Genomic DNA, 20,411 nt, shown 5'->3' on the forward strand with positions numbered 1-20,411 from the left:
AACGCAAACGCCCCCCCTTTTATAGTCCCCGCCCGAGACCTATTGGGGCTCGGCCGAAGACGCCAGAGGGTCCGCCACCTTTTATTTCATATTGGTGCCCGACAGCGGGCGGATCAAACCAAACGCGACTGACGTACCGCCGCTGCAATGAAGCTCGCGAACAGCGGGTGCGGATCGAACGGCTTGCTCTTGAGCTCGGGGTGGAACTGCACGCCGACGAACCACGGATGATCCGGCCGCTCGACGATTTCCGGAAGCATTCCGTCGGGCGACATGCCGCTGAACACCAGCCCGCCCTGCTCGAGCCGCTCGCGATACGCGGTATTGACCTCGTAGCGATGGCGATGGCGTTCCGAGATATCGCTGCCGCCATAGATCGTCGATACGACGGAATTGCCGTCGAGCTTCGCGGGATAGGCCCCGAGCCGCATCGTCCCACCGAGATCACCGCCAGCTTCGCGCTTCTCGAGACCGCCTGCGTTCATCCATTCGGTGATCATGCCGACGACGGGTTCGTCGGTCGGGCCGAATTCGGTCGAACTGGCGTCAGCGATCCCTGCGAGATCGCGCGCGCCTTCGACGCAGGCCATCTGCATGCCGAAGCAAATGCCGAAATAGGGGATATCGCGTTCCCGCGCGAAGCGGACGCTGGCGATCTTGCCCTCCGCGCCACGCTCGCCGAATGCACCGGGAACTAGGATCGCGTGCATTGGCTCGAGCCGTGCAGCAATGTCGGCGTCATTCGCCTCGAACAATTCGGCGTCGATCCACTCGACGTTGACCTTGACCTTGTTCGCGATGCCGCCGTGGACGAGCGCTTCGTTGAGCGACTTGTACGCATCCTGTAGGCCGACGTATTTGCCGACCACGCCGATCGTGACTTCGCCCTCAGGGTTGGTCAGCCGGTCCATGATATTGGTCCAGCGCGACAGGTCGGGCGCGCTACCGGGCATGATGCCGAACGCGTTCAGGACCGCGTCGTCGAGCCCCTCGTTGTGATACTGGACCGGGACCGCGTAGATGCTCTTCGCATCGAGCGCGGGGATGACCGCGGACTTGGGAACGTTGCAGAACAAGGCGATCTTGGCGCGGTCGCTCTCGGGGAGCGGTTGCTCGCAGCGACACACCAGCACGTCGGGCTGCACACCAAGGGCGGCAAGCTCGCGGACCGAATGCTGGGTCGGCTTGGTCTTCAACTCACCCGCAGCGGCGATATAGGGTACGAGCGTCACGTGGATGCTGACCGAGTTGCCGCGACCGAGATCGTTGCGCAGCTGTCGGATCGCCTCGATGAACGGCAGCGACTCGATGTCCCCCACCGTCCCGCCAATCTCGCACAGCACGAAATCGAGATCGTCCGTCTCGGCCTGCGCGAACTCCTTGATCGCGTCGGTGACGTGCGGAATGACCTGCACCGTCGCGCCGAGATAATCCCCACGGCGTTCGCGGGCGATGATCTGCTGATAGATCCGGCCCGACGTGATGTTGTCGCTCTGCCGCGAGGGTACGCCGGTAAAGCGCTCGTAATGGCCGAGATCGAGATCGGTCTCCGCGCCATCATCGGTCACATAGACTTCGCCGTGCTGATACGGCGACATCGTGCCCGGATCGACGTTGAGATAAGGATCAAACTTGCGGATCCGCACGCGATAGCCACGGGCCTGGAGCAATGCCGCGAGGCTCGCTGCCATAAGACCCTTGCCGAGCGAGGAGACCACGCCGCCGGTGATGAAAATGAACCGCGCCATGGGAGCAAAGGCCTAGCGTCATCCAGGGTGGCGCGACAAGCGCGCGACTCCGGGAAAGTTGAAAGGAGATGCGAAGTCGGCCCGTATAAACGTCGGGCCGGCTTGCGGCTTATGGTGCGGTCGGTGCCGCACCATTGGCGGGAACCGCCGTGTTACCGGTCGGCTCGATCGCGCTGCGCGCGCCGCTTGCGAACGGATTGTTAGGGTCGGTCTGAACCGGCGGCGCGATCGGTGCCGGGGCCGTTGCTGCGCCGGTTGCGAGCGTCGGATCGACCTTGGCGACGCGGTTTTGCGCTGCCAGCACCGCGAGCAGAATGCTGAGCGCGATGAACACCGCCCCCAGCGTCGACGTCGCGCGCGTCAGAAAGTCCGCAGCACCGCGTGCCGACATCAGCCCCGACGGCGATCCGCCCATGCCCAGACCGCCACCTTCGGACTTCTGCACCAGAATGACCGACACCAGCGCCGCAGCGACGCAGAAATGGACGACGAGGAGAAACTGGAACAGAAACATGTTGCGGGCTGATCCTTGACCACCAGGTGGCGGGTGTATTGGGCGAGTGTGTTGGACGACTGCGTTGGGGGGCACATAGGCGAGGACGCCGATCCGATCAACCACGGCGGACGGGATGCCGGTGACACCCGCATTCTGGCGAAAGCGCCGCACGCCGATCGCCATAAGGCTGCGCCCGTTAACCGTGATCCCGTCGGCGTCAGATCGGCGACATTTCGCCATCGAACTGAAACCTAGCGCTTGGCAAGGCGTTTGGATGATCTGGAATGTCCCCGATTGGCGGGGGTTGCCGAGTAATTTGCGGGTGTTTGGCCGTGGCAGTTCAAAGCGATAACTCTCTTGGTGAGTGGATGCAGGCGCTCGTCGATTATGTGCGGTCGGGCGAACCCGACCTGACCAATCGGCAAATGGCCCTGTTGCTCGTGGTTTACCTGAAACCGGGACCGCATACGGTCCGTGGTTTGGCCGGGATGCTCAATGTCTCCAAGCCCGTGGTGACACGCGCCTTGAACAGACTTGGCACCCTGGGCTATCTGCGCCGTCAACGCGACGATAACGACAAGCGTAATATCTTCGTCGCACGTACCTCCGAAGGGGCAGGGTTTCTTGAAGATTTCGGCCAGTTCATCGGCGGCGGCACACCGCAACCCGTCGCCCGCCGCGCTACCGCGTAAGAGTTTTGCCCTGCTTGGCCAGTCGGTTGCGCTGGATCCGCTGCGCTTTGCGGTGCGGTGCGATCTTGCCGACATCCGTCTGGCCGACCGTGTGTTCGCGCCGCATTATGCCGCGGCCGTCTCCCGCGTACTGATCACGCAGACGGACTTGCGACAGGCGCCTGAAGCCGATTCGGCCGTCGTGGCGGAACTGCCACGCGGCACGGTCTTCGAAGTTTTCGAGTTCGTCGCCGGTCGGGCGTGGGGCCGTGCCCCTGCGCTCGATCGCGTTGGCTATCTCGACACACGCGCGCTATCGTGGCCGACGACATGAGCGTGAGCGTTTTCATCGATGGGGCCGCGGGAACGACGGGCCTTGAAATCCGCGAGCGCCTCGCCGGACGGGACGATGTTGTCCTGGTGACGCTGGATGCAGCGGTTCGCAAGGACCCTGAAGCACGACGCGCAGCACTCAACGACAGCGATTTCGTCATTCTGTGTTTACCGGACGACGCGGCGCGCGAAGCCGTCGCGTTGATCGCCAACGACCGGACGCGCGTGATCGATGCGTCGACAGCGCATCGTACCGCGGACGGCTGGAGTTACGGCTTTCCCGAACTCGAACGCAGCCAGACCGCGCTGATCGCCGAATCGAAGCGCGTTACCAATCCCGGATGCTATCCGACCGGCTTCCTCGCGCTGGTCCGCCCGCTGGTCCGCGCCGGACTGGTTCCGGTCGACTGGCCCATCTCGGTCAATGCCGTGTCGGGCTATTCGGGCGGCGGCAAGTCGATGATCGCCGAATATGAGGGGCCCAACCCGCCCCCGGCGGCGCGCGCTTATGCCCTCGGGCTGGCGCACAAGCATGTGCCCGAGATGCAGAAGCACGCGCGCCTCGAACATCCGCCAATCTTCATGCCGTCCGTGGCGAATACCTATCGCGGGATGATCGTCGAAGTCCCGTTGCCGCTCGCCATGTTCAAGCGTCGTCCGTCGCTCCAGGCGTGCGAGGCGGCGCTGCGCGAGGCCTATGGCACCGACAGCCTGATCCGGGTCGCCGACGGCGATGCGTCGGTCGTGCAGATCGAGGATGACGCCGGCACCGATCGGCTGACGCTTCGGGTATGCGGCAATGCGGAGGCCGGGCAGGTCCGGCTGATCGCGACGCTCGACAATCTCGGCAAGGGTGCTGCGGGTGCCGCGGTGCAGAATCTGAACGTGATGGCCGGGTTCGATCCGCTCGCCGGATTGATCCGCTGATACGATCCGAACCCGAATTGTTTTCCGGTTTCATCTTGGCGGGACGGACTTCGCGGCTTAGGTGACCCCCTTCCCCCCAAGGAGGTTCAAGTCGCATGGCACCCCGCAAGCCCGTCGGTAAACTCCTTTTGTTCGGCGCCACCGGCGACCTTGCACAACGCATGCTGCTGCCGTCGCTATACGGCCTTCATGCCGATGGCCTGTTGCCCGACGGCCTGACGATCACCGGCACGGCGCGCGCCGACAACGATGACGACAGCTACCGCGCGTTTACCAAGGCCGCGCTGGACAAGTTCGTCCCCAAGGACCGGATCGACGAGAAAGCAGTATCGAGCTTTCTCGAACGGCTTGGCTATCAGTCGCTCGATGCGACCGATCTCGACCATTACAAGCAGCTGGCCGAAAAGGTCGGCGACGTGTCGGGCGGCCTGGCAATCTTCCTGTCGACCGCGCCGTCGTTGTTCGAGGCAGTGATCCGCGGGCTCGATTCGGCTGGTCTTGCGGGCGATACCGTCCGCATCGGGCTGGAAAAGCCGCTCGGCTACGATCTGGCATCCAGCCGCGAGATCAACGACACCGTCGCGACCGCTTTCTCCGAGGAACGCACGTTCCGGATCGACCATTATCTCGGCAAGGAAACCGTCCAGAACATCCTGGCGCTGCGTTTCGGCAATTCGTTCTTCGAGCCGGTGTGGAATGCGCGCGGGATCGACAACGTCCAGATCACCATCTCCGAGACGGTCGGGCTCGAAGAGCGTGCCGCCTATTACGATGGCGCGGGGGCTTTGCGCGACATGGTCGCCAACCACATGCTGCAGCTGCTCGCGCTCGTCGCGATGGAACCCCCTGCCCGCTTCGACGGCAACGCCATCCGTGACGAAAAGGCGAAGGTGTTCCGGTCGCTCCGCACGATCAAGCCCGAAGACGCGCCGCGGGACACGGTCACCGGCCAATATGCCGCAGGCGCAAGCGGCGGCGAGATCGTCAAAGGCTATGTCGACGAGCTCGAAAAGCCGTCCACGACCGAGACCTATGTCGCGATCAAGGCGCATGTCGACAATTGGCGCTGGCAGGGCGTGCCCTTCTACCTGCGCACCGGCAAGCGGATGCCGACCCGGCGCAGCGAGATCGCGATCCAGTTCAAGCCGGTTCCGCACTCGATGTTTTCGAACCGTGGCGGTCTGTTGCAGCCCAACGTCCTGATCATTCGCTTGCAGCCCGAGGAATATGTCCAGCTGCTGGTGATGGCGAAGGAACCGGGCCTCGACCGCGACGGTATCCGGCTGCGCGAGGTTCCGCTGAACCTCAGCCTCGATGCCGAGTTTGCAGGGTCGCGTCGGCGCATCGCCTACGAACGCCTGCTGCTCGATCTGATCGAGGGTGACCAGACGTTGTTCGTTCGCCGCGACGAGGTAGAGGCCCAATGGACCTGGATCGATGCGATCCGCGAGGGCTGGGTCGCCAACGACATGAAGCCCAAGAGCTACCCCTCGGGTAGCTGGGGCCCGAGCGCCGCGGTCGCGCTGACCGAGCGCGGCGGCGTGACGTGGCAGGACGATTGAACTAGATTCGTATTCCCGCGACCGTGGGGATCCAGGGGCACGCCAACGCTGCCCCCGCAATTTGGGCCCTGGATCTGCAGGAGCACCCAACGGAGAATGATGATGAGCGAAGAAATCGAATGGTGGGATTATGAAGATGCCGACGAGATGGCGGATGCCGTCGCGGGCGACATCGGCTTCATCATCGATGCCGCAATCGATGCACGCGGCGCGGCGGTAATCGCTTTGTCGGGCGGCAAGACGCCGATCCCGATCTACGAACGGCTTGCCAAGGCCAAGATCGACTGGAAGCGCGTGACGATCGTGCCGACCGACGAGCGGATCGTGCCACTGGGCGACGCGCTGTCGAACGTGACGATGATCGCCAAGACCTTCCTGCCCAAGGGTGCGCGGGTCATGCCGATCGTTCCCAACGCAACCGCCGATTACAAGGCCGCGGGCCGCTCGGCCGATGCGCTGATGCAGGATCTGCACTGGCCGCTCGACCTGTGCCTGCTCGGCGTCGGCGCGGACGGGCATACCGCCTCGATCTTCCCCGGCCCCGATTTCGACGAGGCGCTGTCCGGCCCGAACGAGCGTCGCGCGGTCGGCGTGATGCCTGATCCATTGCCCTCGGAAGCCCCCGTTGCGCGCGTCACACTCAGCCGGGCTGCGATCGTCTCGGCGCGCGCGCTGATCATCGCGGTGACGGGCGACGCCAAGAAGACGGTGATCGAACAGGCAATCAAGCAAGGGCCGTCGTCGGCCTATCCGATCGGTCGCGTGCTGGCGGACGCCGAGCTTCCCGTCGACATTCACTGGGCGACTGCATGATGCGCCGCTCCGTTCGCGCCGAGATGGTCGACACGTTTCTGCCAGGGACGCAGCGCGCTTCCCAAGCAGACGGTGCTGGGAATGGCTCGGCTCGAACGGAAGAAGGAATGATCGCATGACATTGCATCCCGAAATCGCCGCGGTCACCGATCGCGTCATCAGCCGGTCCAAGGCAACGCGAGAAGCCTATCTCGGGTTGATCGGTCGGGCGCGCGATACGCATATCGAGCGGCCGGCAATGGGCTGCGCCAATGCGGCGCACGCCTATGCCGGCACCGAGGAGGATCGTCCCGCACTAACCGGCGGGAAAGCGATGAACATCGGGATCGTCACCTCGTATAACGACATGTTGTCCGCGCACGCGCCTTACTATCGCTATCCGGAACAGATGAAGGTCTGGGCACGCGAAGCGGGTGCGACCGCGCAGGTCGCGGGCGGCGTGCCCGCGATGTGCGATGGCGTCACGCAGGGGTATCCCGGCATGGAGCTGTCGCTGTTCAGCCGCGACACGATCGCGCTGTCGACGGCGATCGCGCTGAGCCACGGCATGTTCGAAGGTGCCGCCCTGCTCGGCATTTGCGACAAGATCGTTCCGGGTCTGCTGATGGGCGCGCTGCGCTTCGGGCATCTACCGATGGTGCTGATCCCGGCGGGGCCGATGCCGTCGGGACTTCCCAACAAAGAGAAGGCCGCGGTCCGTGAGGCTTTTGCCGAGGGCAAGGTCGGGCGCGACGCGCTGCTGGAAGCGGAGATCGGCGCGTATCACTCGAAGGGCACCTGCACCTTCTACGGCACCGCCAATTCGAACCAGATGATGATGGAGGTGATGGGCCTCCACATGCCCGGCGCGGCTTTCGTTAATCCAGGCACCAAGCTTCGCCAGGAACTGACGCGTGGGGCCGTTCACCGGCTTGCCGCCAACGGATGGCATGGCGACAATTACCGTCCGCTCGGGCTTTGCGTCGACGAGAAGGCGATCGTCAACGCGGCGATCGGACTGCTCGCGACCGGTGGGTCGACCAACCATCTGCTCCACCTTCCCGCGATCGCCGCGTGCGCGGGCATCGTGCTCGACTGGGAGGATTTCGATCGGCTGTCCAAGGCCGTTCCGCTGATCACGCGCGTGTATCCCAACGGCTCGGCGGATGTGAACGGGTTCGAGGCCGCGGGCGGGATGCCATTCGTGATCCGCGAATTGATTGCCGCGGGGATGCTTCACGGCGATCTGATGACCGTCGCGGGGGACAGTCTCGAAGCCTATGGCCGCAAACCGGTTATCGAGGCCGATCATCTGAGTTGGGTCGATCCAGGTCCCAGCGGTGACGAAACGATCCTGCGGACGCCTGCCGCACCGTTCGCGCCCGAGGGCGGTTTCCGCATCCTGACCGGCAATCTCGGTCGTGCCTGCATCAAGGTGTCCGCGGTCGAGCGCGATCGCTGGACGATCGAGGCGCCTGCACGCGTGTTCCACGATCAGGCTTCGGTTCAGGCTGCGTTCCAGGCAGGCGAACTCGACCGCGACGTCGTTGTGGTCGTGCGGTTCCAGGGGCCGCGTGCCAACGGCATGCCCGAACTCCACAAGCTGACCCCGCCGCTCGGGGTGTTGCAGAACCGCGGGTTCCGCGTCGCGCTCGTCACCGACGGGCGCATGTCGGGCGCAAGCGGCAAAGTGCCCTGCGCGATCCATTGCTCGCCTGAGGCGCTGGGGGATGGTCCGCTATCCCGAGTCCGCGACGGCGACGTGATCCGGCTGGACGCTGAGACGGGTGAGTTGTTCGCACGGGTCGAGCCGGCAGAGTGGGCGGCGCGCACGCCCGTTACGATGCCCAACGAAATCGACGGCATGGGCCGCGAATTGTTCGGCCTGTTCCGCTCGAATGCCAACGAAGCCGAACGTGGCGCGTCGCCTTTGTTGACCGGGATGGGCTGGTAGCAGGTGTAACCGTGCGCTCGCGTTGCGCGGGCGTGGTTTTCAAGCGAACTCGCGGCGTCGTGCTCCTGTCGAGGAGCCCGGCGTCGATGAAGAGAGAGGAATGGAATGCAGGTCGTTGCAGTAGATATCGGCGGCACGCATGCCCGCTTCGCGCTGGCGGAGGTTGCGGAAGGCCGTGTCGTCTCGCTGGGCGAACCCACGACGCTCAAGACAGCTGAATATGGCGGGTTCCAGACCGCATGGGAGGCGTTCGGCGCTAAGCTTGGGCAACCGCTCCCGCGTGCTGCAGCGATTGCTGTCGCGTCCCCGATCAGCGGCGATGTGATCAAGCTCACCAACAACCCCTGGGTGATCCGCCCGCCGCTGATCAAGGAACGGCTCAAGGTCGACGAGTTCGTCCTGATCAACGATTTCGGCGCGGTCGGCCAGGCGGTGGCGCAAGTCGATCACAACGACTTCCTCCACCTGTGCGGGCCGGATGTACCGTTTCCGCAAACCGGCGTCCTGACGGTCTGCGGCCCCGGCACCGGCTTGGGTGTCGCGCAAGTCCTGCGGACGCACGATCGCTACCATGTCATCGAAACCGAAGGCGGGCACATCGATTTCGCGCCGCTCGATGCGTTGGAGGACGCGATGGTGAAGCGCCTGCGCAAGGCTTACACCCGTGTTTCAGCCGAGCGGATCGTTTCGGGGCCCGGCATCGTGGCGATCTACGAGACGCTTGCGGATATCGAGCATCGCTCGATCACGCGGCTCGACGACAAGGCGATCTGGACGGCGGCATTGCAGGGCGAGGACAGTCTTGCCGTCACCGCGGTCGACCGTTTCTGCATGAGCTTGGGTTCGGTCGCGAGCGACCTTGCGCTTGCGCATGGGGCGAACGGCGTCGTCATCGCAGGCGGGTTGGGGCTTCGGTTGAAGGAGCATTTCACCCGCTCCGGCTTTGCCGAGCGGTTCGCTGCCAAGGGCCGGTTCCAGAACCGCATGTCCGCGATCCCCGTCAAACTCATCACCCATCCGCAACCGGGCCTGTTCGGCGCGGCGGCTGCCTATGCGCAGGAGCACACACAATGACCGCAACGATCGTCGATATCATGCAGACCAGCGCGGTCATTCCCGTGCTCGTCATCGAAGACGCCGCGACCGCGCGGCCACTGGCGGAGGCGCTTGTTGCGGGCGGCTTGCGCGTCCTCGAAGTCACGATGCGGACGCCCGCCGCACTGGATGCGATCCGCGAAATGAAGAAGGTCTCCGGCGCGATCGTGGGGGCCGGCACGGTCGTCAACACCGACCAGTTCTCGCAAGTGATGGAGGCTGGTGCTGAATTCATCGTATCGCCTGGCCTGACCGAGCGCCTTGCGCGCCCGATCATCGATAGCGGCGTACCGTTCCTGCCGGGGATCGCCAATGCGGCGGATATCATGACCGGGCTGGACCTGGGCCTGACGCACTTCAAGTTCTTCCCCGCCGAAGCGAACGGTGGGCTCAAGGCGCTCAAGGCATTGGCCGCGCCCTTCTATCAGTGCAGCTTCTGCCCGACCGGCGGCATTACCGAACAGAGCGCACCCGAATGGCTCGCGTTCAAGCCGGTATTGTGTGTCGGCGGCAGCTGGGTGACGCCGAAGGGCGCGTCGATGGCCGAGGTCGAAGCGTTGGCGCGGGCTGCAAACGGTTTGCGGGGGTGATAGTATCGCGTCACCCCGAGTTTCCGGGGTGACGCGGTCGGATTGGGGTGGTTCCGTAACGGCAAGGCCGTTCGTCTTCGTGCAATCATGTGCTGCGTCGCAGCAATAAAAACTAACGTGCTGGTTAAACTAGGGCTTTTTTTGCGACTTATCTTGGAGGCTACCACCCCAGGAGATTGCCCATGTCCGGACCGAACGACAAAGACCGCCCAGGCCCGCACGACACGCTGCGCGGATCATTGTTGTTTCTGGTTTTCGGGATCAGCATGCTGGCGTTTCTGATCGCCATCGACCGGCCAGAGTGGTTCGTCCTCAAGCCGGCGACCGGCACGGCCGTAGCCATGTCCGCCGCCCCGAAGCTGACGCCGGGCGAAACCAATTCCCACCGCAAGGACTATTTCAGCATCAACAAATAAGGCGGCAATGATCGGCTGGGGGTTGAGCCGGTGCGTACGGCTCCCCCCACATCCGCTGTGCCATCAACGCCGCGGCTATCGCAATAGCCCTGCCGGTCAGATCCCGTGCTGGAGCCGGTAGGCCCGCCATTTCACGACATTGGCATTATGCTGTTCCAGCGTGTCGGCGAACACATGGCCCCCCGAACCATCTGCCACGAAATACAACGCTTTGGATTGCGCCGGATCGAGCACCGCATCGATGCTGGCCCGCCCTGGATTGCAGATGGGCCCCGCGGGAAGTCCGGTCATCGCATAGGTGTTGTACGCGTTCACCGCCCGCACCTCGGACAACAGGATCTTGCGACCTAGCGGCTTTCCCTTGGTGATGGGATAGATGATCGTCGGGTCCGCCTGCAGCATCATCCCCTGCCGAAGCCGGTTAACATAAACCGCCGCGACGATCCGGCGCTCCGCGGGTTTGCCGGTTTCCTTCTCGACGATCGATGCAAGGATCAGCGCCTCGCGGGGCGTCTTCACAACCAAATTGGGCTTCCGCTTGGCCCATGCTTGCGCGAGGTACTGCGTCATCGGCGCTTGCATCCGCTCGACCATCTGCGCCCGCGACTCACCGCGCTGATACGCATAACTGTCAGGCAGGATGCTGCCCTCGGACGGCGATTCGATCGTCCCGGTCAGTTCCGCTGTACGGTCCAACACCTGCTTGACCATGACGGAAGGATAGCCCTCCGGCACCACGACGAACCGCTGAACCGTCTTGGTCCCTTGCAGAACCTTGAGGATGTCGGCCTGGCTCAGCCGTGGTGGGATGCGGTACTCGCCCGCCTTGACCGGCGCGCTCGACCCGAAGACGCGCGCCAGAACTCTGAACCGATCCGCCGATGCGATCGCACCGGCCTTTTCGAGCTGGAGCGATACCGCCGCCAGGCTCGATCCCGGTGCGATTTGCACCGAGATCGATCGGTTGAGCGGGCCACGCCCGCCCCACATCTGCGCAACGCTATAGATTGCCAGCGCCGCGACCAGCAACGCGCCTAAGCCGAGGCAGCCAAGCCGACGCATTGTCTGGTCAGACCGCCGTCATGATCAACGAGGCATTCGTCCCGCCGAAGCCGAACGAGTTGTTGAGCACAGCCTTGACCGAACGCTGCTTCGCAACGTGCGGGACGAGGTCGACGCCCTCGCAACTCTCGCTCGGGTTATCGAGGTTGAGCGTCGGCGGCACGATCTGGTCGCGCAGCGCGAGAATGCAGAAGATGCTCTCCACCGCACCCGCGCCGCCGAGCAGATGCCCGATCGCCGACTTGGTCGAACTCATCGACAGCGTATCGATGTTGCTGCCGAACAGACGGCGGACCGCCCCCAGTTCGAGTTCGTCACCGAGCGGCGTCGATGTGCCGTGCGCGTTGATATAATCGATATCGGACAGTTGCAGCCCGGACCGCTTCATCGCCATTTCCATCGACCGGAAAGCACCCGAACCTTCCGGGTGCGGCGCGGTGACGTGATAGGCATCGCCGGACATGCCGTAGCCGATCACCTCGGCATAGATTTTCGCGCCGCGTGCCTTGGCGTGCTCATATTCCTCGAGGCAGACGACGCCTGCACCCTCGCCCATGACGAAGCCGTCACGCGCGACGTCATACGGACGGCTCGCCTTCTCCGGCTGGTCGTTGAACGCGGTCGAGAGCGCGCGCGCCTGCGCGAAGCCGGCGATTCCGAGCGGGCAGATCGCGCCTTCAGCGCCGCCCGCGAGCATCACGTCGGCGTCGTCGAGCGCGATCATCCGCGCGGCATCGCCGATCGAATGCGCGCCGGTCGAGCAAGCCGTGACGACTGCGTGGTTGGGGCCCATCAGCCCGTATTTGATCTGAACCTGGCCGGTGATGAGGTTGATCAGGCGACCATGGACGAAGTGCGGCGAGACGCGGCTAGGCCCCTTGTTCTCGCACACCAGTGATTCGCTAGCGATTCCCGGCAAACCACCAATCCCGGCACCGATCGAGCACCCGGCGCGATAGCGTTCGGCTTCGCTCATGTTGGTCAGGCCGGCATCTTCCAGCGCCTGCCCTGCGGCATCAATGCCATAAATAATGAAGGGGTCGACCTGCCGCTGGACCTTGTGATCGACACGCAGATTGGGGTCGAACCCATAGGCATGATCGGCGGGTTTCACCTCGCATGCGATGCGGCACTTCTGGTTCGACGCATCGAAGCGCGTGATCGGCCCAGCGCCGGATTTCGAGGCGAGCAAGTTCGCCCAAACCGTTTCGACCTCGGCGCCAAGTGGCGTCACGAGCCCCAAACCGGTTACGACAACACGGCGCATGGCCATCTCCCGTTGAATTTCTGGTCTTCCAAATGGAAAACGGCCCCCCGCCCCCGGTCATTTGCCCTGGGACGGGGAGCCGCTTCTGTCGTCAGCGTTGCTGCCGCGCCGATGGCGTGGCGCTCAGCCCTTGTTCTCGTCGATGAAAGTGATCGCGTCCTTGACGGTCGTGATCTTCTCGGCGGCATCGTCCGGAATTTCGACTTCGAATTCTTCTTCGAAAGCCATCACCAGCTCGACGATGTCGAGGCTGTCCGCGCCCAGATCATCGATGAAGCTCGCATCTTCGGTCACCTTGTCGGCTTCAACGCCGAGATGCTCGACGACGATCTTCTTAACGCGGTCTGCGGTCTCGCTCATATTCCGTCCCTCTGTAGCTGGGGGTTCTTGATTCCTGAACGCACCTAGAACGGGGTCGGGCCCCTTGCAAGGGGAACCGGCACCCGCCCGGGTACGGTAACGCCGCGAACCGTGCGGCGTCTGCGCTTAGATCATGGCCATGCCACCGTTGACGTGCAGTGTCTGCCCCGTGACATAGCCCGCCTCGCGACTGGAGAGATAGACGACTGCTGCGCCGATATCCATGCCCTCGCCCATTTTTCCCATCGGAATCCGCGCATTCAAGGCGTCTTTCTGCGCATCGGGCAGACCATCCGTCATAGGCGAGGCGATGAAGCCCGGTGCAACGCAGTTCACGGTGATGCCGCGGCTGGCAAGTTCCTGTGCCAATGCCTTGGACATGGCGGTCAGCGCGCCCTTGGACGCTGCATAATTGGCCTGGCCCGGGTTGCCCGTCGTGCCCACGACCGAGGTGATCGAGACGATCCGGCCGAACCGTGCCTTCATCATCGGTCGCGCGGCGGCGCGTGCCAGCCTGAACGCTGCCTCGAGGTTGACGCGGATAACCGCATCCCATTCCTCGTCCTTCATCCGCATCACGAGATTGTCGCGCGTGATGCCGCCATTGTTAATCAGAATGTCGAGCTTACCGCCCAGCGCCTCGACTGCCTGCGGCACGAGCGCGTCGACGGCCGCGCCGTCGGACAGATTACATGGCAAAGCGACATGATCGCCGTTCAGACTGTCGCGAAAGGCTTCAAGCTTGGCGACGTTGGATCCCGACACCGCCAGTCGCGCGCCCTGTGCCGCAAGGGACTTTGCAATGGCGGAACCGATCCCGCCCGATGCGCCCGTAACGAGCGCGGTCATTCCCGTAAGATCGAACATCATCTTTCTCCGTCAGAGCGCTTTTGCGAGCGCTTCGATATCGTCCATCGTCACCACGCTGGTGGTTTCGACATCGGGCGCGATCCGCTTGATCATGGGGGTCAGCACCTTGCCGCCAAATTCGACGAACCGCTCGACCCCGGTGTCCGCCATCGCCAGCACCGATTCCCGCCAGCGGACCATCCCGGTCACCTGCTCAACCAACAGACGCCGAATCGTGTCGGCATCGGCGACCGGGGCGGCGGTCACGTTGGCAAAGACCGGTACGAGCGGCGCTTCGATCCGCGCATCGGCAAGAGCGCGTTCCATCGCGTCCGCCGCGGGTTGCATCAGCGGGCAGTGGAACGGCGCGGAGACCGGCAACAGCACTGCGCGCTTGGCACCCATCTCCTTCGCCAGCGCGACCGCACGCTCGATCGCGCCGCGGTGCCCCGAGATGACCACCTGCGAGGGATCGTTGTCGTTCGCGACGGTGCAGACTTCGCCCTCCGCCGCGGCATCGGCAATCGCTCGCGCCTTGTCGACATCCGCGCCGAGCAAAGCGGCCATCGCTCCCATGCCGACAGGGACCGCCGCCTGCATCGCCTGCCCCCGCAACTTGAGCAGGCGCGCCGTGGTGGCGAGGTCGACCGCACCGGCCGCACACAAGGCGCTATATTCGCCAAGCGAATGGCCGGCGACATAATCCGCCTTGTCGGCCAACCGGATGCCACCGTCGGCTTCCAGCACGCGCAAGGTCGCGATCGCGTTCGCCATGATCGCGGGCTGGGCGTTCTCGGTCAGTTGCAACTGATCCTCGGGACCGTCGGTCATCAGACGGAAGAGATGCTGCCCCAGCGCATCGTCGACCTCCTGGAACACCGCACGCGCCACGGCGCTGGCCTCGGCAAGTGCACGCCCCATGCCGACGACCTGACTGCCCTGCCCCGGAAATACAAACGCTCGCATCGCACCACTCCTTTGTCCGGGCGGTTAGGCTTTCGACCGAACCCGCGTCAACCTGAACGGATACGACATCGCCGCGACATCTTGCGACCATTTGTGACGAAGATCGGGACGGATACGCGACAATGACCCTCCAGATAGAGAGCGACGCCGGGAGCAAGGCGCCGTTGAGTTACAGGAGTTTGTCATGAGAAAGATGATCATCGCGATCCTCGCCACTGCCGCGGCGGCCAGCCCGATTGCGGCGACCAGCGCAGAAGCGCAGCAGCAGCGCCAGACCACCACGGTCGTCCGCGAACGCCCGAACGGGACGGTGGTGACCAAGCGCACGACGGTCAACCGCCGCAACGTCGCGCAGCCCAATCGCCGCTGGGCAAAAGGGCAGCGGTTCGATCGTCGCTACGCGTCGAACTATCGCGAGATCAACGACTGGCGGACGTACCGTTCGCGGCGCCTCTATGCCCCACCGCGTGGCTATCGCTGGGTTCGTTCAGGCAATGACGCGGTGTTGATCGCGCTCAGCGGCGGGATCGTCGGCGCGGTCCTGTCGGGCGCGTTCAACTAATCCCTGCATTTTGGCCGAAAAAGCCGCGGGTAAGCCGATCAATGGCTTACCCGCGCATTTGGCCGGCGGATCAGGGTACGGTCCGCCTGGCTTGGGGGAACAAAGGCATGGGTAGCGGTTTCGGTCGCCCACGGGTCATGCAGTGCCGCCGTGGCGAGCAAGGTCGCGACCAGTTCAACCTGACGGCTCGTCCCCGTCTTGGCGAAGATCGCTGACAACTGCTTGCGAACGGTTGCCACCACCGATCCGCGCAGTTTGGCGTGGGTCGTCAACGACCGACCGATCACAAGGCTCTGCGCCAGCGACGTCTCGCTCGCCGTCAGAAGATACACGCGCGATGGCACGAGGATCTCGGATTCGGCCCATGCGAGCAGGTCGCGGACGACCATTCGTGTTCGGGTCGATGCGCGAAACGTGCCGATCGCGGTATCGCGCGCGACGAGAATGGCATGACGCGCACCAGTCGTGTCCATCACCGACACCAGCAAGACATCACCCCCGCGTTCGCCGAGCGCCGCGTTCATCTTCTCGCTGAGATCGGTCGAAGCCCACGAAACCGGGTGTTGCAATGCGCCGCGGAGGATATTCCCCCGGTCGAGCATATGCTGTCCCACCGCATTACAGCCCAACAATACGCCGTCAGCGTCCAGGTCAAACGTTGCCAGGTATCGGTCGGATACCGGCGCATGGATATTACAGGCTTGGTAAAGCTGTAAGTGATCCGATCGAATTGCGACTCTTGTCGTCATTGACCTGAAGTCCTTTCCCCACCCACGAATGAAAACACCGGTTCATTCGACCGTATGTGTTGTGGATCGGCTACTCGTACGCCCCCACCCAGCGCGTTGTTGCGCTCCATCCTGTCCCGAACGAAGTTTGTACTCCAAAAACAGCCAACGACAAATCCCAGAGAGAAAAGTGTGGTGCCGATGAACAGCTGGATTAGTAGGATCATTAAAGGAACCCTCCTGCCTTCATCTCTTACATTCCCCTCGATTAAACAAAAATACGGCAGATCGTGTATAGGTTGTACTAAGGATGGAGTAGTAACGCCCGATACCATGCGCACCACGCTGTAATCGTTTCAGATTACGCCGCAGGGTTTGTTACACCCAGCACGGCACCCCCAAACATGTTGCTTGTGCTCAGGCGGCAGATCGGGCAAAGGGCTCGCCCGTGCTGCGGCCAGAGATGGTCGTCGTATGTGATTCCCGAGACGACAGCCGGAGGGGCGTCCGCATGGTGCGGCGTCAGCGATCGGCCAAAAGAGAGAGACGAGACACATGGCTCTATACGAGCACGTGTTCCTTGCGCGCCAGGATCTGGCACAAGCGCAGGTGGACGCCCTGGCGGAAACCGCCACCAAGATCGTGAACGATAACGAAGGCCGGGTCGTCAAGACCGAGAGCTGGGGTCTGCGTAGCCTGGCGTACAAGATCGCCAAGAACCGTAAGGCGCATTACGTGATGCTCGAAATCGACGCCCCTGCCGGTGTCGTCGCCGAGCTCGAGCGCCAGACGCAGATCAACGAAGACATCATCCGCTACATGACCGTCAAGGTCGACGCGCTCGAAGAGGGCCCGACCGTGATGATGCGCAAGTCCGAGCGCGACCGTGAGCGTCGTGGCGACCGCGAAGGCGGCCGTGAAGGCCGTGGCGATCGTCCTGACCGTGGCGACCGCCCGCGTCGTGACTTCGATAGCGAATAAGGACGTATAGACCATGGCACGCCCATTTTTCCGCCGCCGCAAGAGCTGCCCGTTCTCCGCAAAAGACGCTCCCCGGATCGATTACAAAGACGTCCGGTTGCTCCAGGGCTTCGTGTCCGAGCGTGGCAAGATCGTCCCGTCGCGCATCACTTCGGTGAGCGCAAAGAAGCAGCGCGAACTCGCCCAGGCGATCAAGCGTTCGCGTCATCTGGGCCTTCTGCCCTACATCGTTAAGTAAGGAGCGGCTGAGATGGATGTCATCCTGCTGGAACGCGTCGACAAGCTCGGCAACATCGGCGACGTCGTCAAGGTGAAGGACGGGTTCGCCCGCAACTTCCTCCTGCCGAACAAGAAGGCGCTTCGCTCCAACGAAGCCAACCGCAAGGTCTTCGAGAAGAACCGCGAGAACATCGTTGCCGAGAACGCAGCGCGTCGTTCGGAAGCGGAAGTCGAAGCCAAGGACATCGACGGCACGACCGTGACGTTGATCCGTCAGGCATCGAACACCGGCCAGCTGTACGGCTCGGTTGCGGTTCGCGATCTGATCGAGATCCTCGAAGCCGAAGGCCACAAGGTGTCGAAGTCGGCGATCGTGCTCAACAAGCCGATCAAGGCCATTGGCCTCTATGAGGTCAAGGTTTCGCTGCACCCGGAAGTGTCGGTGACGATCAAGGTCAACATTGCACGTTCGCCCGAAGAGGCGAAGATGCAGGCCGAGGGCGTCAACGTCATGGAAGCCATGTTCGAAAAGGACGAGGCTGGCTTCGTTGAGGATTACGATCCCAACGCAGAGCCCGGCGCGACCGCCGAGGTTTCGTCGAACCAGGACGACGCTGAGGCACCTGCCGCGGCCTAAGTCACTCGGTTACGATACGAAAAGGGCCGTCCGGAGTGATCCGGGCGGCCCTTTTTCGTTTGTGTGCCGGGCGTCGCTCGGCGGACTTGGGTCAGGCTTAGCCGGTGACCGCGCACGCCCCGACAAGCGCTGCGAGCGGGATGAGGGCGAAGACGACGGGCAGAACTTTGGTCATGGGGAGGTCCGATACGGCGATGGGGGCTGTTGTCGTGTAAATGCACCGCTCGGCATTTGTGTCCGCCAGATGAACGAAACGCCGGGTTTCACCTTCCCCCGCACGGTTCGTCTCAACCACGCGCGAAACGAACAATAGCGAGACGCAGCTATTTTCGGCCGAATAGCCGTTCAATGTCGCCATGCGCCAGCTTCACCCATGTCGGGCGGCCGTGGTTGCACTGCCCCGAATGCGGGGTGACTTCCATTTCGCGGAGCAGCGCGTTCATCTCGGCGACCGACAGGATCCGCCCTGCCCGCACCGAACCGTGACACGCCATCGTCGCGGCGACGTGATCGAGTCGTTCCCGCAACGACAAGGCCTCGTCGAACGCGGCGAGTTCGTCGGCGAGATCGGTCACCAGTCCGGTGACGTCGCTCTGCCCGAGCATCGCAGGCACGCCGCGGACGAGCATCGCGCGCGGGCCGAAGCGGTCGAGGTCGAGGCCGAAGTCGCTGAGCTCGGCAGCGCGTGCCTCGAGCCGGTCGCAGGCGGTTTCCTCCAGCTCGATGACTTCGGGGAGCAGTAGCGCCTGACTGGCGACTCCGCCGGACGCCATCGCCTTGCGCATCCGTTCGAGCACGAGGCGTTCATGCGCGGCGTGCTGGTCGACGAGGATCAGCCCGTCCTGCGCCTCGGCGACGATGTAGGTCTTGGCGACCTGGCCGCGGGCTACGCCCAAGGGGAAGTCGACCGTTTCCGGGGGTGGGGCGTAGGCGGGCTCGGCGCGGGCTAGTGGGGGTGGGGTGAAGAAGGCGCGGCGGTCGGAAACGGAATAGGAGCGTTGATCGATACTTAGCCCCTCCCCTTCAGGGGAGGGGTTGGGGGTGGGGCGTGTCTCACCGAGAGCCAGTTGTGCTGGACTTCCCCACCCCAACCCCTCCCCTGAAGGGGAGGGGCTATTTTCTGTTGTCCAAGCCGCGAGCGCAGTTTCCGTGGGCCGCTGGCTGCGATGCCCCGCCTCGTCCAGCGCCCTCCGCAACCCGCTGACGATCAGCCCACGCACCAGCGCCGGATCGCGAAACCGCACTTCGGTCTTCGCCGGATGCACGTTGACGTCGACCGCATCCGGCGGAACGTCGAGGAACAGCGCCACCACCGCATGCCGGTCGCGCGGCATCATCTCGGCATAGGCACCGCGGATCGCGCCGATCAGCAGACGATCCTTTACCGGACGCCCGTTGACGAAAAGATATTGGTGATCCGCGATTCCGCGATTGAAGGTCGGCAGCCCGGCAATCCCGCCAAGCCCGATCCCCTCACGGACGAAATCGATCCCGACGCCATTCTCGACCAGCCCGCGATCGGTCAGCCCCGCGACGCGGTCGGGCAAGGTCTCGTCCGCGCTGACCGACAGCGACCGCCGTCCGTCATGCTCGACCGAGAAGCCGATGTCAGGCCGCGCCATCGCGAGACGCCGCACGACGTCCATGCACGCCGCGAACTCTGCGCGCGGCGAGCGCAGGAACTTGCGCCGCGCCGGCACGCGGGCGAACAGTGCCTCGACCCGCACCCGAGTCCCCGGCGGGATCGCGGCGGGGCCTTCGGATATCAGCACGCCATTGTCGATCACGCGCGACCAACCTTCCGCGCCGGGCATACGGCTCTCGAGCGTCATCCGCGCGACGCTCGCAATCGACGGCAAGGCCTCGCCGCGAAAACCGAGCGTGCTGACCGCTTCGATTGCCTCGTCCGGAAGCTTCGACGTCGCATGGCGTTCGAGCGCGAGCGCCATGTCGGCGGGGTTCATCCCACAGCCGTCATCGGTCACTTCGACCAAGTCGGTCCCGCCCCCCGCCAGCCGCACCGCGATCCGCGTTGCGCCCGCGTCGATTGCATTCTCGACCAGCTCCTTCAACGCGCTGGCTGGCCGTTCGACCACTTCACCGGCAGCGATGCGATTGACGAGATGTTCGGGGAGGCGGCGTATTGACATGCCTTAAGCTCTAGCCCAAGCGACGGCATCCCGCGAGCTGTATCCG

23 protein-coding genes are annotated in these 20,411 nt (G+C 63.8%); 13 read left to right on the forward strand and 10 right to left on the reverse strand.

Features of this window, described 5'->3' with window-relative positions; genetic code table 11:
- Positions 1 to 113 precede the first annotated feature (113 nt).
- Together pyrG and secG are read right to left on the reverse strand one after the other, a co-directional pair.
- On the reverse strand, positions 114 to 1,748 hold the full coding sequence (pyrG, locus tag ABIC17_RS08880; protein WP_354281056.1) for a CTP synthase: 1,635 nt from the start codon (positions 1,746 to 1,748) through the stop codon (positions 114 to 116).
- 109 nt (positions 1,749 to 1,857) lie between these two features.
- The gene (secG, locus tag ABIC17_RS08885; RefSeq protein WP_354281057.1) at positions 1,858 to 2,262 is read right to left on the reverse strand and encodes a preprotein translocase subunit SecG; all 405 of its coding nucleotides are present in this window, start codon (positions 2,260 to 2,262) and stop codon (positions 1,858 to 1,860) included.
- Between the two features lie 350 nt (positions 2,263 to 2,612).
- On the opposite strand from secG, the gene ABIC17_RS08890 reads away from it, so the two are divergent.
- The 9 genes from ABIC17_RS08890 to ABIC17_RS08930 all read left to right on the forward strand — a co-directional run bounded on the left by ABIC17_RS08890 (position 2,613) and on the right by ABIC17_RS08930 (position 10,584).
- Positions 2,613 to 2,936, forward strand: coding sequence for a MarR family transcriptional regulator (locus ABIC17_RS08890; RefSeq protein WP_354281059.1), 324 nt, complete (start codon positions 2,613 to 2,615; stop codon positions 2,934 to 2,936).
- Positions 2,869 to 3,249: an SH3 domain-containing protein gene (locus ABIC17_RS08895; protein WP_354281061.1), complete on the forward strand. Its 381-nt coding sequence runs from the start codon at positions 2,869 to 2,871 to the stop codon at positions 3,247 to 3,249. Before ABIC17_RS08890 ends, ABIC17_RS08895 begins: the two co-directional genes overlap by 68 nt.
- The gene (argC, locus tag ABIC17_RS08900; protein WP_354281063.1) at positions 3,246 to 4,175 is read left to right on the forward strand and encodes an N-acetyl-gamma-glutamyl-phosphate reductase; all 930 of its coding nucleotides are present in this window, start codon (positions 3,246 to 3,248) and stop codon (positions 4,173 to 4,175) included. The genes ABIC17_RS08895 and argC overlap by 4 nt, the downstream gene beginning before the upstream one ends.
- Positions 4,176 to 4,270: 95 nt before the next feature.
- Positions 4,271 to 5,737 carry a glucose-6-phosphate dehydrogenase gene (gene zwf / locus ABIC17_RS08905; protein WP_354281065.1) on the forward strand — a complete coding sequence of 489 codons (1,467 nt, stop codon included), beginning with the start codon at positions 4,271 to 4,273 and terminating at the stop codon, positions 5,735 to 5,737.
- 96 nt (positions 5,738 to 5,833) lie between these two features.
- A complete protein-coding gene (gene pgl, locus ABIC17_RS08910) occupies positions 5,834 to 6,550 on the forward strand; it encodes a 6-phosphogluconolactonase (RefSeq protein WP_502958435.1) in 717 nt (238 codons plus the stop codon).
- Between the two features lie 115 nt (positions 6,551 to 6,665).
- The gene (edd, locus tag ABIC17_RS08915; RefSeq protein ID WP_354281068.1) at positions 6,666 to 8,483 is read left to right on the forward strand and encodes a phosphogluconate dehydratase; all 1,818 of its coding nucleotides are present in this window, start codon (positions 6,666 to 6,668) and stop codon (positions 8,481 to 8,483) included.
- Positions 8,484 to 8,588: 105 nt separating this feature from the next.
- Entirely contained in the window at positions 8,589 to 9,557 is a 969-nt protein-coding gene (glk, locus tag ABIC17_RS08920; protein ID WP_354281070.1) for a glucokinase, read from the forward strand.
- Complete coding sequence (gene eda / locus ABIC17_RS08925; protein WP_354281072.1) at positions 9,554 to 10,168, forward strand: bifunctional 4-hydroxy-2-oxoglutarate aldolase/2-dehydro-3-deoxy-phosphogluconate aldolase; 615 nt, start codon at positions 9,554 to 9,556, stop codon at positions 10,166 to 10,168. Before glk ends, eda begins: the two co-directional genes overlap by 4 nt.
- A gap of 182 nt (positions 10,169 to 10,350) precedes the next feature.
- A complete protein-coding gene (locus ABIC17_RS08930) occupies positions 10,351 to 10,584 on the forward strand; it encodes a hypothetical protein (RefSeq protein ID WP_354281076.1) in 234 nt (77 codons plus the stop codon).
- Between the two features lie 96 nt (positions 10,585 to 10,680).
- Here ABIC17_RS08930 and mltG read toward each other — a convergent pair whose 3' ends face one another.
- From mltG to fabD, 5 genes are all read right to left on the reverse strand, one after another.
- Positions 10,681 to 11,646, reverse strand: coding sequence for an endolytic transglycosylase MltG (gene mltG, locus ABIC17_RS08935; RefSeq protein ID WP_354281078.1), 966 nt, complete (start codon positions 11,644 to 11,646; stop codon positions 10,681 to 10,683).
- A gap of 7 nt (positions 11,647 to 11,653) precedes the next feature.
- On the reverse strand, positions 11,654 to 12,913 hold the full coding sequence (gene fabF / locus ABIC17_RS08940) for a beta-ketoacyl-ACP synthase II (RefSeq protein WP_354281079.1): 1,260 nt from the start codon (positions 12,911 to 12,913) through the stop codon (positions 11,654 to 11,656).
- A gap of 123 nt (positions 12,914 to 13,036) precedes the next feature.
- On the reverse strand, positions 13,037 to 13,273 hold the full coding sequence (locus ABIC17_RS08945; protein ID WP_354281080.1) for an acyl carrier protein: 237 nt from the start codon (positions 13,271 to 13,273) through the stop codon (positions 13,037 to 13,039).
- Positions 13,274 to 13,399: 126 nt separating this feature from the next.
- Positions 13,400 to 14,140 (reverse strand): 3-oxoacyl-[acyl-carrier-protein] reductase, encoded by a 741-nt coding sequence (fabG, locus tag ABIC17_RS08950; RefSeq protein ID WP_354281662.1) that lies wholly within the window; start codon positions 14,138 to 14,140, stop codon positions 13,400 to 13,402.
- 12 nt (positions 14,141 to 14,152) lie between these two features.
- Positions 14,153 to 15,088 (reverse strand): ACP S-malonyltransferase, encoded by a 936-nt coding sequence (gene fabD, locus ABIC17_RS08955; protein ID WP_354281082.1) that lies wholly within the window; start codon positions 15,086 to 15,088, stop codon positions 14,153 to 14,155.
- 184 nt (positions 15,089 to 15,272) lie between these two features.
- On the opposite strand from fabD, the gene ABIC17_RS08960 reads away from it, so the two are divergent.
- Complete coding sequence (locus ABIC17_RS08960) at positions 15,273 to 15,650, forward strand: RcnB family protein (RefSeq protein WP_354281084.1); 378 nt, start codon at positions 15,273 to 15,275, stop codon at positions 15,648 to 15,650.
- Between the two features lie 38 nt (positions 15,651 to 15,688).
- Here ABIC17_RS08960 and ABIC17_RS08965 read toward each other — a convergent pair whose 3' ends face one another.
- Complete coding sequence (locus tag ABIC17_RS08965) at positions 15,689 to 16,252, reverse strand: helix-turn-helix transcriptional regulator (protein ID WP_354281086.1); 564 nt, start codon at positions 16,250 to 16,252, stop codon at positions 15,689 to 15,691.
- A 681-nt stretch (positions 16,253 to 16,933) separates the two neighbouring features.
- On the opposite strand from ABIC17_RS08965, the gene rpsF reads away from it, so the two are divergent.
- The 3 genes from rpsF to rplI are packed head-to-tail and all read left to right on the forward strand — an operon-like array spanning position 16,934 to position 18,215.
- Entirely contained in the window at positions 16,934 to 17,359 is a 426-nt protein-coding gene (gene rpsF / locus ABIC17_RS08970) for a 30S ribosomal protein S6 (protein ID WP_026046601.1), read from the forward strand.
- 13 nt (positions 17,360 to 17,372) lie between these two features.
- Positions 17,373 to 17,597 carry a 30S ribosomal protein S18 gene (rpsR, locus tag ABIC17_RS08975; RefSeq protein WP_010163758.1) on the forward strand — a complete coding sequence of 75 codons (225 nt, stop codon included), beginning with the start codon at positions 17,373 to 17,375 and terminating at the stop codon, positions 17,595 to 17,597.
- 12 nt (positions 17,598 to 17,609) lie between these two features.
- Positions 17,610 to 18,215 (forward strand): 50S ribosomal protein L9, encoded by a 606-nt coding sequence (gene rplI / locus ABIC17_RS08980; RefSeq protein ID WP_354281088.1) that lies wholly within the window; start codon positions 17,610 to 17,612, stop codon positions 18,213 to 18,215.
- A 97-nt stretch (positions 18,216 to 18,312) separates the two neighbouring features.
- Here rplI and ABIC17_RS08985 read toward each other — a convergent pair whose 3' ends face one another.
- Both ABIC17_RS08985 and mutL read right to left on the reverse strand, forming a co-directional pair.
- Entirely contained in the window at positions 18,313 to 18,573 is a 261-nt protein-coding gene (locus ABIC17_RS08985) for a hypothetical protein (RefSeq protein WP_354281090.1), read from the reverse strand.
- The gene (mutL, locus tag ABIC17_RS08990; protein WP_354281092.1) at positions 18,539 to 20,365 is read right to left on the reverse strand and encodes a DNA mismatch repair endonuclease MutL; all 1,827 of its coding nucleotides are present in this window, start codon (positions 20,363 to 20,365) and stop codon (positions 18,539 to 18,541) included. The genes ABIC17_RS08985 and mutL overlap by 35 nt, the downstream gene beginning before the upstream one ends.
- Positions 20,366 to 20,411 lie beyond the last annotated feature (46 nt).

The sequence above is a fragment of the Sphingomonas sp. PvP056 genome (genome assembly GCF_040549155.1).
Lineage (GTDB): Bacteria > Pseudomonadota > Alphaproteobacteria > Sphingomonadales > Sphingomonadaceae > Sphingomonas.

Bases quoted from the DNA above. Each gene is read 5' to 3' on its own strand.
- pyrG (WP_354281056.1), bottom strand. From the start codon at position 1,748: ATGGCGCGGTTCATTTTCATCACCGGCGGCGTGGTCTCCTCGCTCGGC.
- secG (WP_354281057.1), bottom strand. From the start codon at position 2,262: ATGTTTCTGTTCCAGTTTCTCCTCGTCGTCCATTTCTGCGTCGCTGCG.
- ABIC17_RS08890 (WP_354281059.1), top strand. From the start codon at position 2,613: ATGCAGGCGCTCGTCGATTATGTGCGGTCGGGCGAACCCGACCTGACC.
- argC (WP_354281063.1), top strand. From the start codon at position 3,246: ATGAGCGTGAGCGTTTTCATCGATGGGGCCGCGGGAACGACGGGCCTT.
- zwf (WP_354281065.1), top strand. From the start codon at position 4,271: ATGGCACCCCGCAAGCCCGTCGGTAAACTCCTTTTGTTCGGCGCCACC.
- pgl (WP_502958435.1), top strand. From the start codon at position 5,834: ATGATGATGAGCGAAGAAATCGAATGGTGGGATTATGAAGATGCCGAC.
- edd (WP_354281068.1), top strand. From the start codon at position 6,666: ATGACATTGCATCCCGAAATCGCCGCGGTCACCGATCGCGTCATCAGC.
- glk (WP_354281070.1), top strand. From the start codon at position 8,589: ATGCAGGTCGTTGCAGTAGATATCGGCGGCACGCATGCCCGCTTCGCG.
- eda (WP_354281072.1), top strand. From the start codon at position 9,554: ATGACCGCAACGATCGTCGATATCATGCAGACCAGCGCGGTCATTCCC.
- ABIC17_RS08930 (WP_354281076.1), top strand. From the start codon at position 10,351: ATGTCCGGACCGAACGACAAAGACCGCCCAGGCCCGCACGACACGCTG.
- mltG (WP_354281078.1), bottom strand. From the start codon at position 11,646: ATGCGTCGGCTTGGCTGCCTCGGCTTAGGCGCGTTGCTGGTCGCGGCG.
- fabF (WP_354281079.1), bottom strand. From the start codon at position 12,913: ATGCGCCGTGTTGTCGTAACCGGTTTGGGGCTCGTGACGCCACTTGGC.
- ABIC17_RS08945 (WP_354281080.1), bottom strand. From the start codon at position 13,273: ATGAGCGAGACCGCAGACCGCGTTAAGAAGATCGTCGTCGAGCATCTC.
- fabG (WP_354281662.1), bottom strand. From the start codon at position 14,140: ATGTTCGATCTTACGGGAATGACCGCGCTCGTTACGGGCGCATCGGGC.
- fabD (WP_354281082.1), bottom strand. From the start codon at position 15,088: ATGCGAGCGTTTGTATTTCCGGGGCAGGGCAGTCAGGTCGTCGGCATG.
- ABIC17_RS08960 (WP_354281084.1), top strand. From the start codon at position 15,273: ATGAGAAAGATGATCATCGCGATCCTCGCCACTGCCGCGGCGGCCAGC.
- ABIC17_RS08965 (WP_354281086.1), bottom strand. From the start codon at position 16,252: ATGCTCGACCGGGGGAATATCCTCCGCGGCGCATTGCAACACCCGGTT.
- rpsF (WP_026046601.1), top strand. From the start codon at position 16,934: ATGGCTCTATACGAGCACGTGTTCCTTGCGCGCCAGGATCTGGCACAA.
- rpsR (WP_010163758.1), top strand. From the start codon at position 17,373: ATGGCACGCCCATTTTTCCGCCGCCGCAAGAGCTGCCCGTTCTCCGCA.
- rplI (WP_354281088.1), top strand. From the start codon at position 17,610: ATGGATGTCATCCTGCTGGAACGCGTCGACAAGCTCGGCAACATCGGC.
- ABIC17_RS08985 (WP_354281090.1), bottom strand. From the start codon at position 18,573: ATGGCGACATTGAACGGCTATTCGGCCGAAAATAGCTGCGTCTCGCTA.
- mutL (WP_354281092.1), bottom strand. From the start codon at position 20,365: ATGTCAATACGCCGCCTCCCCGAACATCTCGTCAATCGCATCGCTGCC.